The sequence below is a fragment of the Butyrivibrio sp. genome, assembly GCF_017635265.1.
Classification (GTDB): domain Bacteria; phylum Bacillota; class Clostridia; order Lachnospirales; family Lachnospiraceae; genus Butyrivibrio.
In genome coordinates this window covers 1-14,513 of record NZ_JAGBLU010000109.1, presented here as the reverse complement: position 1 = coordinate 14,513, position 14,513 = coordinate 1, and the positions used below count along the sequence as shown (strand labels likewise).

Annotated in this window: 11 protein-coding genes; all 11 read right to left on the bottom strand. The window is 39.0% G+C overall.

What is annotated here, in order from left to right; all coding sequences use genetic code 11:
• Positions 1–109 precede the first annotated feature (109 nt).
• The gene (locus J6O61_RS13700) at positions 110–1,393 is read right to left on the bottom strand and encodes an HlyC/CorC family transporter (RefSeq protein ID WP_292214390.1); all 1,284 of its coding nucleotides are present in this window, start codon (positions 1,391–1,393) and stop codon (positions 110–112) included.
• A gap of 12 nt (positions 1,394–1,405) precedes the next feature.
• Positions 1,406–1,720: an L-rhamnose mutarotase gene (gene rhaM / locus J6O61_RS13695; RefSeq protein WP_292214387.1), complete on the bottom strand. Its 315-nt coding sequence runs from the start codon at positions 1,718–1,720 to the stop codon at positions 1,406–1,408.
• Between the two features lie 65 nt (positions 1,721–1,785).
• A complete protein-coding gene (gene hisS, locus J6O61_RS13690) occupies positions 1,786–3,051 on the bottom strand; it encodes a histidine--tRNA ligase (protein WP_292214385.1) in 1,266 nt (421 codons plus the stop codon).
• Between the two features lie 82 nt (positions 3,052–3,133).
• Positions 3,134–5,089 carry an EAL domain-containing protein gene (locus J6O61_RS13685; protein WP_292214383.1) on the bottom strand — a complete coding sequence of 652 codons (1,956 nt, stop codon included), beginning with the start codon at positions 5,087–5,089 and terminating at the stop codon, positions 3,134–3,136.
• Complete coding sequence (locus J6O61_RS13680; RefSeq protein ID WP_292214380.1) at positions 5,086–7,044, bottom strand: EAL domain-containing protein; 1,959 nt, start codon at positions 7,042–7,044, stop codon at positions 5,086–5,088. The genes J6O61_RS13685 and J6O61_RS13680 overlap by 4 nt, the downstream gene beginning before the upstream one ends.
• Positions 7,045–7,059: 15 nt before the next feature.
• On the bottom strand, positions 7,060–7,320 hold the full coding sequence (locus tag J6O61_RS13675) for a hypothetical protein (protein ID WP_292214377.1): 261 nt from the start codon (positions 7,318–7,320) through the stop codon (positions 7,060–7,062).
• A 70-nt stretch (positions 7,321–7,390) separates the two neighbouring features.
• A complete protein-coding gene (locus J6O61_RS13670) occupies positions 7,391–9,598 on the bottom strand; it encodes a beta-galactosidase (RefSeq protein WP_292214374.1) in 2,208 nt (735 codons plus the stop codon).
• Between the two features lie 17 nt (positions 9,599–9,615).
• Positions 9,616–10,614, bottom strand: a complete 999-nt coding sequence (locus J6O61_RS13665) for a LacI family DNA-binding transcriptional regulator (protein ID WP_292214372.1) — start codon at positions 10,612–10,614, stop codon at positions 9,616–9,618.
• Between the two features lie 140 nt (positions 10,615–10,754).
• Positions 10,755–11,618 (bottom strand): sugar ABC transporter permease, encoded by an 864-nt coding sequence (locus J6O61_RS13660; protein ID WP_292214370.1) that lies wholly within the window; start codon positions 11,616–11,618, stop codon positions 10,755–10,757.
• Positions 11,618–13,015: a carbohydrate ABC transporter permease gene (locus J6O61_RS13655; RefSeq protein WP_292214367.1), complete on the bottom strand. Its 1,398-nt coding sequence runs from the start codon at positions 13,013–13,015 to the stop codon at positions 11,618–11,620. The genes J6O61_RS13660 and J6O61_RS13655 overlap by 1 nt, the downstream gene beginning before the upstream one ends.
• Before the next feature lie 100 nt (positions 13,016–13,115).
• Positions 13,116–14,456, bottom strand: coding sequence for an extracellular solute-binding protein (locus J6O61_RS13650; protein WP_292214365.1), 1,341 nt, complete (start codon positions 14,454–14,456; stop codon positions 13,116–13,118).
• Positions 14,457–14,513: the final 57 nt, after the last annotated feature.

Here is a 14,513-nt window from a genome sequence, read left to right as displayed (position 1 = left end):
ATTTCCGACTTTTTGGCTATTATAGCCCCAAATGTGGATAAAATCCACTATTTTTAGAATAAGTAAAATCCACCCTGTGGAATTTACTTCTACAAGGTGGAAATTAGTTTTACAAAGTGGAATTAACTTTTACAATTGACCCAACATTACTTGCAGTCAGCAGGACTTTTGTAATTCTGTTTCTCTTTATTCCTCTTGCAGTAAGCACAGTACCGTCGTCGAGAGTGACTGTTTCTCCATACCCCGGCAATCTGTCAAGTTTTTCTATCATTAACCCACCGATAGAATCATAGTCTTCCGAATCAAGCTTCGTTCCGAGAGCATCATTTATATCATCGAGTTTCATGTTTCCTTCTACGAGATATTTTTTGCCTCCCACATGCTTTATAAGTTCATCTTCATCAGAATCATATTCATCTCTGATCTCACCTACAATCTCTTCAAGAAGATCTTCAAGAGTAATCATTCCTACTGTTGTCCCGTATTCAGACAAAACAAACGCTACATTCTGGCTTTTTTCTCTCATTTCCATGAGAAGATCAGCTGTTTTCTTGTATTCGTAAGTATAATATGCTTTTCTGAGACAATCCTTTATCCTAAAGCTCTCTTTATCCTGAATAAGGACCAGATCCTTTACATTGATAAGTCCAATAATATTGTCCTGCTCGCCACCTTCATAGACAGGGATTCTGGTGTACATATCTTCTCTGAATACTCTCATTACTTCATTGTAATCGGCGTCAGAACTCACACAGCACATATCAATTCTCGGTATCATTATATCCTTGGCATGGGCATCGCTGAAATCAAATACATTGTATATAATTTCTTTCTCACCGCTCTCTATTACGCCATCCTCATGGCTTACATCAACGTAAGTTTTCAGCTCTGTCTCCGTCATAGTCTGTCTGTTGGTTATATCAACCCTGAATATCTTAAGAATCAGCGTTGCTATGCCATTTATAACGAAACTGAACGGTTTCATTATGACCATCAGACAAATTATAAGGCCGGAATACCATAACGCAATATTCTCAGCATATGCTGTGGCAACGGTTTTAGGTATTATCTCACCGAATATAAGGACTACAAGTGTCAGAATACCCGTTCCGATTCCTACTGCAAAGCTGCCGAAAACCTCTGTAATAAATACAGTCATCAGTGCAGATGCACTAAGATTTACAATATTATTACCAATAAGAATTGCAGACAACATTTTCTGTGTATCTTCACAGACTAAAAGCACTTTTCCAGCTTTTTTGTTCCCCTCTTCAGCCATTCCCTTCATTTTCACTTTGTTGACAGTCATAAAAGCTGTCTCCGCAGATGAAAAAAAGGCTGAAAGCAGAACAAGTATAATCAATACAACAAGCTGTATCGCGTGAGTATCCAAAATTTCCTCCTGTTAATCCAAATGAAATACCGGATGAAGATCAATAGACACCGGACTGTTATCGGGATTTGTCTCCATTATGTCAGCCATGAAATCCCACCACTTACGGTTGATAGCTGTATCAGCTCCTTTAGCCCAAAGCTCTTCGTCCTCTATTTCGATATAACCATAGAGAACATCTGTCTCTTCATCAAGGAATATGCTGTAGTTGCGTCCGCCATGCTCGTGGATCATCTCCTGCATCTCAGGCCACAACTCATTGTGTCTCTTCTCGTACTCCTTTTCCATCCCCTTATAAAGCTTCATTTTAAAACCTTTTCTGATCATACCTTCTTACTCCCCTTTTATTCATTATGTTTTACAGCAAAAGAGCTGCTAATTAACAAGCTGTATCAGTTAAGCGGATTGAGATAAAACTCCTTAACATCCTCATATCCCTGCTCCAAAAGCTGCTGTTTCTGGAACTTCTTGTTTTTATTCATACGAACAACAAGTACCTGATTGCCTTCAAGTCGATCTTTCTGCGCCTGTGAAATTATTTCTGCAAGTCTTTCTCCTTTAATACCTTTTTCAATGAGAAAGGCCTTCTTTTTTCCTTCTGAAGGAATTTTGAATCCCTCATCCATCATTATCATAATAATACGTTCAAATCCTATAGAGAATCCGCACGCAGGAGTATCCTGTCCGAGGAACTTACCAACCATCTTGTCGTAACGGCCACCACCTCCGCAGCTTCCGCCATACTGAGGCATTGATACTTCAAAGATAGTTCCTGTGTAATAAGACATTCCTCTTACAAGTGTAGGATCAAATACCATTTCAAACTTTGCTGTCTTTGTGGCATCGACACTTGTTATTATCTCTTCAAGGCTCTCTCTTACCTCTGCTTCAAGGAAATCTCCCAGTTTGTCTGCAATTATCCTAAGCCCGGATACATCATTCTTTCCTTCAACACTTCTGAAAAGATTCAGATATTTATCAATCGAATCTCTGGAGAATCCTTCTTTTTCAAGTTCCTCGGAAACGCCGTCAATTCCTATCTTATCCATCTTATCGAGAGTTATAAATACATCATCATAGCTCTCCTGCGGAAATCCGCTGTATGCAGCCATCGCCTTCAATATACGGCGCTCATTGATTCTGATCTTAAAATCCTTAAATCCAAGTCTTCCAAGGGTTGTGGTAGTAGCTAAAATAAGCTCTATCTCAGCCAGATTGGTAGGTTCGCCCAAAATGTCTATGTCGCACTGCATGAACTGACGATATCTCCCTTTTTGCGGTCTGTCGGCTCTCCATACATTGCCCATCTGCAAAGCCTTGAAAGGTGAAGGAAGTTCACTTGCGTGGTTGGCATAGAAACGAACAAGCGGAACTGTAAGATCATAGCGAAGACCTGAATCTGTGAGATCATTTTCTTCTTTTGCCGTCTCTAAATTGAGTTTCTCTCCTCTTTTCATTACTTTGAAGATAAGCTTCTCATTCTCTCCGCCCTGCTTGCTGTTCAGGTTAGCCAATGACTCAACAGCAGGTGTCTCTATTCCTGTAAAACCAAATTCTGCATAGGTCTTTTTTATAATGCCGATGCAGTAATCTCTAAGTTGCATTTCTGAAGGTAAAATATCCTTCATACCTGTAACGGGTTTCTTAATAAGTGCCATAAAATACCATCCTTAAATCCTGAAAAGTGTAAATAATAAACATGAAATATTTTACACTTATAGATTTTTCTTTGCAATGATTTTAACTGTTGTGTTCTTTTATAAACTCAATGAAATGCTCTTTTGTCATTGGTCTTGCGTAAAAGAATCCCTGAATATGGTCGCATCCAAGCCTTATGACCTGCCCTGCCTGCTCTGCAGTTTCAACTCCCTCTGCCACAATTTCTTTTCCAAGAGATTTAATTATCTTAATAAGATTTATCATGACCATATATGAAGTCTCCGACTCAAAGGCTGACTGAACAATGCTTTTATCGAGTTTAAAAAGCTTAAGCGGAAGCAGTGCTATCCTCGAAAGATTCGAATAGCCCGTTCCAAAATCATCCATAGAGAACGATATTCCTGCCCTTATAAGTCTTCCTATGTTTGTATCCATAACCTCGGTTATATCCTTCTCCCAGGTTTCTGTTATCTCAAGGTTAATATTTTTAGCTTGAACATTATACTTTTTGAGAGTATTAAGTACATTGTCTGCCATATTGGCCTGTATACAATCGACAATGGAAAGATTGACCTCCACATACTCCACCCCATAATCAGTAATACCTGTTGTTGATATCATTTCGCATACAGAATCCAGAACAAATCTGTCGATATCAAGCACTGTCCCGTTTTTTTCCGCAACCGGCATAAATGCTGCAGGAGAAATAAATCCAAGCTTTGGATCCTTAAGACGGACCAGCGCTTCGCAGGAAGTATACTTTCCCTCCGACGGCGAATAGATTGGCTGATAATAAACATCAAGAAGTCCGTCTTCGAGAGCTCTTTTCACAATTCCATCTATCTTCTTGTCGTGCTCGACATATTTAAGATTTAAGTCAGCTATTCTCAATACATCCCTGTTATGGCGCAAAAGTGCTTTTTTCATCACAGTTCTTACTTCATTGAATCTTTCAAGCGAATCAACTTCATCGGGAAATCCTATGGCGCAAGGACTCTGAAACAGCTTTATTTCAGTATTGCGAAGATTCCAGCTGTCTTTAAATCTCTTTTTTATCTGATCTGTTGTCTTTTCTATAATGACATCTTCAGGCCGGACATTGGGTATAACAAGAGCAAACGTACTGTCAGATGAGTAAAACAAGCTTCCGTCGGTACACATTTTTCTCAGATAATCAGCTATTTGCCGAAGAAGTTCCGAAGCAGTCTCTGCCGTTTCCTCACTCAAAATCACATCCAGTTTATCAATGTAAATCCCCAGGATAGTGAAGCTCTTTTTTTGCAAAAGATATGTCGATATAGTAAAATCCAGAGCTTTCTTTGTGCCTGCTCCCGAAGTACGGTCAACAAATTCACCGGGATTTTGAAAAGTGTATACGCACAGCAAAAGAGCTATAGAAACAGAAAATTCAAATATCGAACTGGATTTTGTCAGTATCCTTATGGGAATACCTGCTGCCATTAAAAAGAAATAAATCACAAGAGCAATGGTTTTTTCAGAGCTTAAAGTTTTTAAATACCTAAAAATCAGATAGGCTGCAAAAACAAGATAAAGCCACACATTGACATTAACCGTTGCCCCCTGAAAATATCTGTACTTTGTGTCAGCGTTTTGGTCAAAGTAATAAAAATAATCCGTAAATATAACACTGAACACAACCATCAGGGAGTAAACGGTAGGAAGAAATAAAATAGCTTTTTTCCAAATAGTTGACGGTTCAATGTGAAATATTGCCATACAATAAAGCATAGACAAAAGAGGCATAACATATATGCATGCCTTTTCCAGCATTCCAAGGACACATACTGCCTGATAACTGATTGAATTCCTGACAAAATCAGACTGAATCCACACCTTATGGACAAGTCCCAGGACATTCATAAGAATAGCATTAAAAACAAGCCCACCAAAGATATCGTTTTGTCTGCTGTAGTAGTGCTCTTCCGTTGCATGCACAAAAACAGTCACAAAAAGAACCATGAGTGAACATATTGTAAAGCATATTTCATAGTTTTGCGGATTAGTCAAAAGATTCATAACCAGTTTTCCTCAAAATATGCATCAATAAACTTAACGTAAGAACTGTCAGCCATCGGACCTCCCATGTAATCACCGATCAGATAGTCACATCCAAGCTCCTCTGCCATTTTTTTGTCTTTTTCATTTTCAATGTCTGTAGCACAAACAAAGATACTTATGTCATGAAAAAGATTAACTATACCTTGGGCGACAATCTTCATTTTTTCAGATTCAAAGGCCGAACGCAGAATATCAATATCAAGATTCACCTGTGAAACAGGAAGAGACAATATCCTGTCAAGATCGCCGTAGCCGCTGCCGAACTTATCAACTATAACAGAACTTTTCATGTCTCCAAGCATCTTTATATTTCTCTCCGCAATGGAATTCATTGTAGAAACAGTAGTCTCTGTAAGTTTTATGCTTATCCAGGATGCAACTGCATTCTCTTCCCTTAATATTTTCTTTATTCTCTTAATAAAGTCGTTTTTTGATATTTCGCCCTGTGACATTGACACAACAGCCCTGTACTTGCCGTTTTTGTCTCCGGCATTCCAAAAAGACAAAGCTCTGCAGGCCTGCCTGAACACAAACTCATCAACATCCATAAGCGTCTGCGTCACTTTGGTATCAGGAATTTTTCCGCGCATATCAATCTCATTTCCTAATGAATCGTGCAAAAAGCACAGCACATCGGCAGAATAATTGATTTTATAAATTTTGGACAAAAAAGGCTGAAACTTAACTGTCGCTGTCTTGGCATCAAGGCTTGTTCTGGCAAGGCTGTCATATTCGCTCTGCTTTCTCATTTCAGAAAAATCGACTTTATCTATATCAATTATCAGGTCATGACTTTCTGACGCATATTCAATCATCATCTCAATCTTTGTTATAAGTTCAGCAGTATTCTGATAATGATCAGGATATACCATAAGAAAAAGATGTCCATCCACCTTCATTTCCATGTTCCCAAAATCCCATGGCTCACGCATTCTGTAAGAAATCTTATACATTAACGTGCGGGCTTTTTCTATATCATCAGTATGAACAGTCAGCGCAAATACATATTCCGAATACCTGTATGTATATGTTATAAGTCTCAGTTCTCTTCTTCCTACGTTTTTTAAATATCTTGCGATTGTCTTTAAAACATCCTGCCCTTTAACATATCCAATCTCTGCACTGAGAGTACGAACATTGCCGATAACCAGAAAAATCGTAAAGTTTTTGCCTTTTCTTTTGGTCTTCATATCATGTCCCTCAAGAAACGCCTTTTTATTCATGATATTTAAAACTTCATCAACCATCTCACTTGGATTTTGGAGCGTAATGTAGACAAATGTAACACTTATGGTGTTGCAGAAATTTTCAATAAGAATTGTCGGATAAAAATACTGAATAATAATTCCGGCCAGTACAAACAGCACATATGACGCAACTACAATCTTTGTCTTTTTGCGCATGAGCTTGTCATATTTAAAAAGCAGAAACAGACCGCCGCATAAATAATACGTAGCAATCACGTAATACAAAAACAGAAATGTTCCTCTGTGATAAATGCCATTTTCATCATAGCTAAACAAAATCGGATTAAACCAGTTTATGATCAAAAGAACACTTGCCGCAATATAGCCAAACCAAAGAGCCCAAAATCCCCTTAATGTTGAAATAGGAATATATATATCCAAAACAGACATAATGTATAAAAGATAAAAAACCGCTGAGCCCAGATGAAAGAAAAAGAAAACGCTACCCATGGCTTTTTCCAGTATTCCATATCCGGAAAAATTCAAGGGATGCATTTGAAGATATGTTTCAACACGCTCAAACAATGTAGACATAAAAATTGCGAAGTACAACGCACCATAAGCTCTCTGTCTATAAGAAGGAACCGGTCTTCTTGACAGAGTAGTAATAGCTATAGTGATCAATATAAACAATGCGCAAATATCAAAATATATATTATATTGCATCAGCATCTCCAACTTTTATAGCCATTTAAGCGGATTGCTGATAACCTTGGCCTTAGAAATAATATCATCAGCATTGGCTTTTAGATACATCTCAAGACTTGCTATTTCTTCCTGAGAATACCCATTGTTTTTAACTATTTTTCCATCAGGAACAACGCCCTCTGCAACCTCCCTGCCGGTTTTCCCGTTTCTTTCAAAAGATACTCTTACCATCTTTTTATTATCTTTTCCCGTAAGAATTGCAGAGTAAGTCATTCTCATTTCTTCATCAGACATATAATCACCCTAACGTAAAAAAGTGTTATCGAAAAGAAATTTTCCGATAACACTATTTTATCACATATTATTAAATTATAGTTTTAAATTGAGCGGATAATTGAATGTCCTTGATTTTACAGGCTTTTCCGTCTGTCATCATCGGCCACTTTTGAAGATACAGCTTGGTTCCTTCTTTAAGGGCATTAACAGTGATGTCACACTCAAAGCTGTCTGTTTTATTATCTTCAAATCGCTTAAGACCAACTTCCCAACTCTGTCCGGTATAAAAGCTGTCTGCAATCATCCGATCCTTTAGATACATTTCAGCAGTATCGCCTTCATAAAAAATATTAACAAACATTTCATTTCTTCCGGAAGGCATACCCTCAATTTTTAGTGAAGCTTTCAATGTATCATCATCATCTTCTTTTTTTGTCAAAAGAGCTGTCCCATTGTTCTCATATATCATTTTGCCCTCGTATATGGCAAAAATATCGCTTCCGGAAATATTTAATGCATCTCCCTGTCTTTTTTCAAGTTCAAAGTTTTCAGGTACATTTTCAAACTCCGGGAATGCCCTTAACAGAGGCGCTTTTTTCTCATTCTCCTTAACTTCAAAATACAGCCAGGGCTTTCCATTGGCCCCGGTAACAACATCACCTTCGGAAATGACAAGATGTTCCCTGCCATCTTTTACGATTTTCACAGCATGTACTGCCTCATCTCTTGTAAGAGTGATTATTGTATTACCATCAAGATCCCCATTTACAGACAAAGAAGCCTCTCTGTCAGAATCCACATAGAACACGAAAGCTTTGTGATCATTGCCGTCAAAATTATCAAGTGTGCAGACAGGAGTTGCATCAATGGTGATTGTTGCCCTATTTCCCACAGGAAGATTGAAAGGATAAAAGAAGAAATCTCCATCATTTACATCCCTGTTTTCAAAGCTGGCAATAAGACTTTTTCCGTCCTCATCAAAAGCTTTAAGCGCTATATTTTTGTGGTCATCCATCTTGTACCTGCGTTGATAGTTATTCACAAAAAGATATCCTGACTTACATTTTTTTCCGTCATTCAAAATCCTGTCTTTACATCTTACCGCACATCTTAAATCCTTAAAGTTGTCCGGTTTTAAAGGATTTCCCGGTTGAGGAATATATGTCATATCACACAGATCATCCCCAAAATCATGAATAAAAGAAGAAAGCAGTCTAACCTCCCGGTAAGTTTCTTCCATCTGTCCATATTCACGAAGCGGAGCATTAAAATCATATGACAAAACAGGCAGATCATTGGGATATCCGGTTGCCTTTGTCTCCTGTAAAGTGGTAAGTTTACCCTCGGGATTGGTTCCGCCATGGTACATATAATAGCCTAAAAGATTTGCACCGCTTCCAAGTTTGGTCATAGTCATTGCCGCTGTGTCAAGTCCTGTGGCAATAGGTCTTCTGTGTTTTGTAACCTGAAGACCTCCGCCAAGCTCAGCAGTGAGGAAAGGAAACTTATTCATATCAAAAGTTATTCCATCACCAAGGCCATGGTCAGATCCGATGTTATGGTCATTTCGCTCTTTTGTAAATATGTAATTTCCGCTCGGTTCAATCTCTGTGGTTCTCTGATCCCACGGTGCCTCACAATATCCGCCCATGACAGGGATCATTCCGCCTGTAACGGCACCGCCCCATCCTGTAGCTGTATAAATCGGCACGTCAAATCCAATTTCCTTTGCCATGGAAAGAAGAGTTCTCATATGTTGTTCGCCCTCTTCTCCAGTTTTTCCACCACAGTGTCCATACTCATTTTCAATCTGAACACCGATTACAGGACCACCGTCTTTAATAAAGTATCCTTTAGCCTGTTCAAAGGTCTTTTCGTAAAATTTCCTCACATGCTCCAGATATCTTGGATTGTCACATCTGACCTCGTATCCATTGTCCTTAGCATCCTGTAAAAGCCAGTCGGGAAATCCTCCGTTTCTGGCCTCTCCATGAGCCCATGGTCCAATTCTCAAAATTGAGTATAAGCCACATTTTTTTACAGTTTCCAAAAATTCTCTTAAATTTCTGTCACCGGTAAAATCAAATTCTCCATGTACTTCTTCGTGATGAATCCATATTACATACAGTGAAACTATATCAATTCCACCGGCTTTCATCTTGCAGAGTTCTTCCTCCCAGTACTTATGAGGATATCTGCTAAAATGCATCTCTCCCATCATTGGGAATACTCTTTTCCCGTCAACAATTATGCTAATCGGATCAAAGCTAATCTTTGAGTCTGATAGTATTTTCATAATATCTCCCTGATTATCTATTTTGTACTTTCTTTTAATATCACTTCGTAGTTATTAAGAACAGTATTTGAAACTTCCTGTCCGTCAATTATCTCCAAAAGCTTTTTTGCGGCAGTTGCTCCAAGATTCCTATCATCAAAATTAAGCGATGTGACTGAAGGAACAACACTTTCCAATATTGAACTGTTATAAAACGAAGCAACTTTTAATTTTTCCGGAACTAAAATATGTTCCTCTCTGCACTTTGCAATTACTTCTCCCGCTAGATTGTCATCCATGCAGACAATTCCATCAACTCCGCTTTTCACCAGTTCTTTTAAAATCCCTGAAACCTTGGATCTTTTTTCAACATCCAAATATACAAGCGAGGGATCCATTGGAAGATTTGCTTCTTCAAAAGCAGCTACAAAGCCTCTGTGCCTTGTTCTCGTAATAACATGCTCCGTAGAGCCACCTATGAGTGCAAGCTTTTTCAGTCCCTTAGCTATAAGGACAGATGTAAGTTCCTTACAAGCCTCAAAATTAGCGTTGTCAACACAGATGATTTCCGGATCTGCAGCCGTTCCGATAGCCACAAAAGGAATTCCGCACTCCTTAAGATATGCGGCAGGCTTATCATCTACAAGAGTTCTTGTAAGAATCATTCCGTCAACCTTATGGTTTTCTACAATTCTTTTAAGCCCTGAAATATCTTCGCCTGCTATCAGTGAAACCACAATGTCATAGCCAAAAGCTGATGTTATCTCACTCATTCCTATCATGCATCTTTGGAAGAAAGGAAGATCCACAGCATTATAATCATCCGGCCACACAACACCTATATTAAAGGTTCTTTGCTGTGCCAGTGCTCTTGCAGTAACACTTGGTCTGTAATTATGTTGTTCAATATATTCCATTACCTTGCTCTTGGTAGAGTTTCCAACCCTGCCCTTTCCGGAAATTGCTCTGGAAACAGTGGTCTTGGAGATACCAAGAGCTCTGGCTACATCATCAATAGTGATCTTCGGATTGTTCATAACACTTTTCTCGCATTTGTTGTTTATAGGGAAGTTCTGCTCTCGCTTCGCTCGCTAAAAAAGGAAGTTAAGCTCTCACATGCAAGCATGTGAGCCTTAACACGTTCACACTAGGCTCGAAAAAACCTCGCCAAGTGTTCTCAGCCTTTCACAGCGCCACCGGTTACACCTTCAACGTAGTATTTCTGTAGGAACATGAACAGTAAAGTAACCGGGATGGCAATTAAAACACCACCTGCACAGAATCTTGTGAAATATCCCTGATAATCGTTAGTCCATACCCATCTGGTCATGGCAACTGCTACATTGTAGCTTTGATCGTGACCAAAAGCAACATATGAAGCAAAAACATAGTCACACCACGGTGCCATAAATGCAACAAGAGCAGTATAGATGATAATAGGCTTTGACATAGGAATAATCATGGTAAAGAAAATCCTTGCTCTTGTAGCGCCATCAATTCTGGCAGCTTCATCAAGTGCCTTTGGGATAGTATCAAAATATCCTTTGCACACGTAATAGCCCATGCCGGAACTTGCAACCGAAACAAGAATAAGTCCGGGAATAGCACCTGCCTGTGTAAGTCCAAACTGCTTCAAAAGGAAATACAGACAGATCATCGTCAAAAATCCCGGAAACAGTCCAAGGATAAGCCAAAAGCGCATCAAAAGCTCTCTTCCCGCAAATCTCATTCTTGAAAGTGCATAACTTACACAAAGAATGATTATGGTCTGAAAAACAGTAACAAAAAATGCAATTACAAGTGTATTGGCATACCATCTTATATAATTGGTTTCTCCCGAAAACAGGAAAGTATAATTATCAAGTGAAAACTGCTTTGGTACAAGATAGTCAACCATTCCGCCGTATTCAGTGGCATATGATCTAAAGCTTTGAAGCACAAGTCCCACGAAAGGGAATAGCCATATAATACTGATAAGTATAAGAACAATATATGCTATAGCATTTCCGATAGCTCTTTTTGTTTTATATGATTTATTCATTATTGGAATCCCTCCTCGTCCTTTACTGATGGAAGCAGACCATATACGCCGAGTGCGAATATAGCAGTAACTATAAATACCATAATACCTATTACCGCCGCCATCTTGTAGTTAGTGTCATTTACTGTCATTTTGTAAAGCCATGTAACCAAAAGATCAGTATTGCCTGCATTACCTGCAAGACTCATAGATTGAGGTTTTCCCTGTGTTAAAAGATAAATAACATTGAAGTTATTAAGGTTGCCTGTAAACTGTGTAAGAATGAATGGTCCTGTTACAAACAACATATATGGAAGGGTAATACTCTTAAACATCTGCCATCCGTTTGCTCCGTCAATTCTGGCGCTCTCATACAGATCCTCAGGAATGTTCATAAGTAATCCCGTTGCAATCAACATAAGGTATGGAATACCTATCCAGATATTCACAACAATAATAGTGATCTTGGCAAGTGTAGGGTCAGTCCAGAACGGAATTGCATTCTTTATTATGCCCCACTTAATAAGGTATCCATTGATAAGTCCGTCATTGGCAAACATTTTCATTATATAAAGGAGTGATACGAATTGAGGAACAGCTATTGTCATTACAAGAATTGTTCTCCAAAGCTTTTTAAATCTGATTCCCTTTTTATTTATAAGAATCGCTACTCCAAGTCCAAGGAAATAGTCTATAAATGTAGCAAAAAAAGCCCAAACCAAAGTCCAGGCAAGAACCTGCAAAAATGTCGGTCCAAAACCTTCTGTTCCAAATGAAACAAGATTTTTAAAGTTTTCAATTCCAACCCATGTAAACAAATTGGATGGAGCCTGATGATTGGCGTCATAATTGGTAAAAGCGACACAAATCATAAATACGATAGGTAAAACCGTAAATACAAATATTCCTGTAACCGGCAGGAAAAGAAGTGTCTTATCAAAGTTTTTATCAAAAAGTGACAAAAACGATTCCTTGTTAGAAGGAAGCCTTTTGCCGGATTTTAATAATAATTCTTCTTTCCTGTTTTCTCTTATGTTCAAATACCAGACGGTAATAAAAGCAATTACCGCAAAAGCACTGAGCACGCCAAACAAAAGAATAAGGAAACTGTTATCACCATATACGGTCTTTCTTCCCACTTTCTGTGTTGCCACAGTACCAAGTGTGGAAATTTTAGACAAATACTGCCAGCCAAAACCAGCCATATACCAGAAAAATAGAACTTCTAACAAAAGAAGTACCGCTCCGATAAGAATTTGCCCTCTCAAAATCGGACCAAAACCAAATATCAAATATGACAATCTGGTTTTAAAATCTCCCTCTACAAAAGTCACACCAATATCCTTAAAGCTTATTTTTACAGCATTAAGAAACGTGCCTATATTATTTTTCTTCTTTTTTCCAGTACTGCCTGCCATGCCTGGACCTCCCTTCTTTCGAGTCTCTACTCAAAATATAGGCTCGGAATAATAGGTATTCCGAGCCTTAATCAAAAGCTTATGTTCTGCTTTTTATAAATTATTTTGCATAGCTTTCACATGTTGTCTGGAAATCTGTAAGAGCCTTTAAAATATCCTCATCGCTTGCATCTGCTGCAATCTCACCTGAAATTACAGAATCACCAAGTGATGTAGCAAGTGTCCAGTAGTCACCCGGATACTGTCCCTGAGGAATTGTGTACTGAAGCTGATCAGCAAGAGCTGAAAGAGCTTCATCAGCCTTAACTGCATCAGACTGCTGAGCATTTAAGTTTGAAGGGCCCCAGCCAACTGCTTCGAATCTTGCAAGCTGAACTTCTTCGCTTGAAAGGTAAGCTGCAAGAGCATCACATACTGCAAGCTTAAGCTCATCTTCCTGAGGCTTTACGCCAAGGAGTTTGAATCCGCCAAAACCACTCATCTGATATGTCTTACCATCTGAACCTTCAAATGAAGGAAGCTTAGCACATGCATAGTTGTCACCAAACATTTCCTTTGCTGCTTCAGAATCCCATGTTCCATCAACGATTGCTGCGCAATTAGTTGCGTTAGAAACTGAAGAACCATTCTGGAATGACTTTGACTGTGCAAGCTCGATGATTTCTTTAAGAGCTACTACACCGGCATCACTTGCATATGTAGAATTGCACTTTGTAAAGTTACCTGCATCATCTGTGTCGTATGTAAGTTCAGCACCTGCACCAAAGAAGAATGCTGTCTGATACCAGCCTGAATTGATTTCGAAGTAGAAATTCTTACCTGCTGCTTCGCAATCTGCAACGATCTTCTCGAGTGAAGAAGGATCTGTTACAACGCTCTTATCATAGTAAAGGAAATATCCGTTATCTGATGTAAGAGGATAAGCATAAAGTGTATTACCTACTGTAGCTGCACCAACGGCACCGGCATCATTCTGAGCCTTAACTGCCTCTGCATTAGCAGGCTCAACCTCTTCAAGAGCACCTGCAGAAACAAGTCTTGCAATCTGATCCTGCGCAAATACGTAAACATCTGCACCAGCCTCAACGTCTGTAATCATGTTTCCGGCTGCATCACCTTCGCCGGTTGCTTCAACTGTGAATGTGTAACCTGACATTTCAGGATGTGCTTCCTGGAATTTAGCAATCTGCTGATTTGTAAAATCAACTACCGCATCAGCAACCCAAACCTTAACCTCGCCTGTGCCGTAATCTGTGATTTCTTCTGCTGCTTCATCCACTTCAGCAGGAGCTTCAGTTGCCTCCTGAGCTGCTTCAGTTACAGTCTCGGCTGTATCCTGCGCTGTTTCGGTTGCAGTCTCAGCAGCCTGCTGTCCACATCCTGCAAGGAGTGTTGCACCCATTGCAGCTGATAATAAAACAGAAACCAATTTCTTTTTCATTTTTATCCCTCCGTTTTTTCGTACCTTTCCACATTGCGCAACAAAAGCGCAATCGGT

What these genes read in the sequence shown, in the direction of transcription:
- rhaM (WP_292214387.1), bottom strand. Translation starts at nt 1,720, where the DNA reads ATGATCAGAAAAGGTTTTAAAATGAAGCTTTATAAGGGGATGGAAAAG.
- hisS (WP_292214385.1), bottom strand. Translation starts at nt 3,051, where the DNA reads ATGGCACTTATTAAGAAACCCGTTACAGGTATGAAGGATATTTTACCT.
- J6O61_RS13685 (WP_292214383.1), bottom strand. Translation starts at nt 5,089, where the DNA reads ATGAATCTTTTGACTAATCCGCAAAACTATGAAATATGCTTTACAATA.
- J6O61_RS13680 (WP_292214380.1), bottom strand. Translation starts at nt 7,044, where the DNA reads ATGCAATATAATATATATTTTGATATTTGCGCATTGTTTATATTGATC.
- J6O61_RS13675 (WP_292214377.1), bottom strand. Translation starts at nt 7,320, where the DNA reads ATGTCTGATGAAGAAATGAGAATGACTTACTCTGCAATTCTTACGGGA.
- J6O61_RS13670 (WP_292214374.1), bottom strand. Translation starts at nt 9,598, where the DNA reads ATGAAAATACTATCAGACTCAAAGATTAGCTTTGATCCGATTAGCATA.
- J6O61_RS13665 (WP_292214372.1), bottom strand. Translation starts at nt 10,614, where the DNA reads ATGAACAATCCGAAGATCACTATTGATGATGTAGCCAGAGCTCTTGGT.
- J6O61_RS13660 (WP_292214370.1), bottom strand. Translation starts at nt 11,618, where the DNA reads ATGAATAAATCATATAAAACAAAAAGAGCTATCGGAAATGCTATAGCA.
- J6O61_RS13655 (WP_292214367.1), bottom strand. Translation starts at nt 13,015, where the DNA reads ATGGCAGGCAGTACTGGAAAAAAGAAGAAAAATAATATAGGCACGTTT.
- J6O61_RS13650 (WP_292214365.1), bottom strand. Translation starts at nt 14,456, where the DNA reads ATGAAAAAGAAATTGGTTTCTGTTTTATTATCAGCTGCAATGGGTGCA.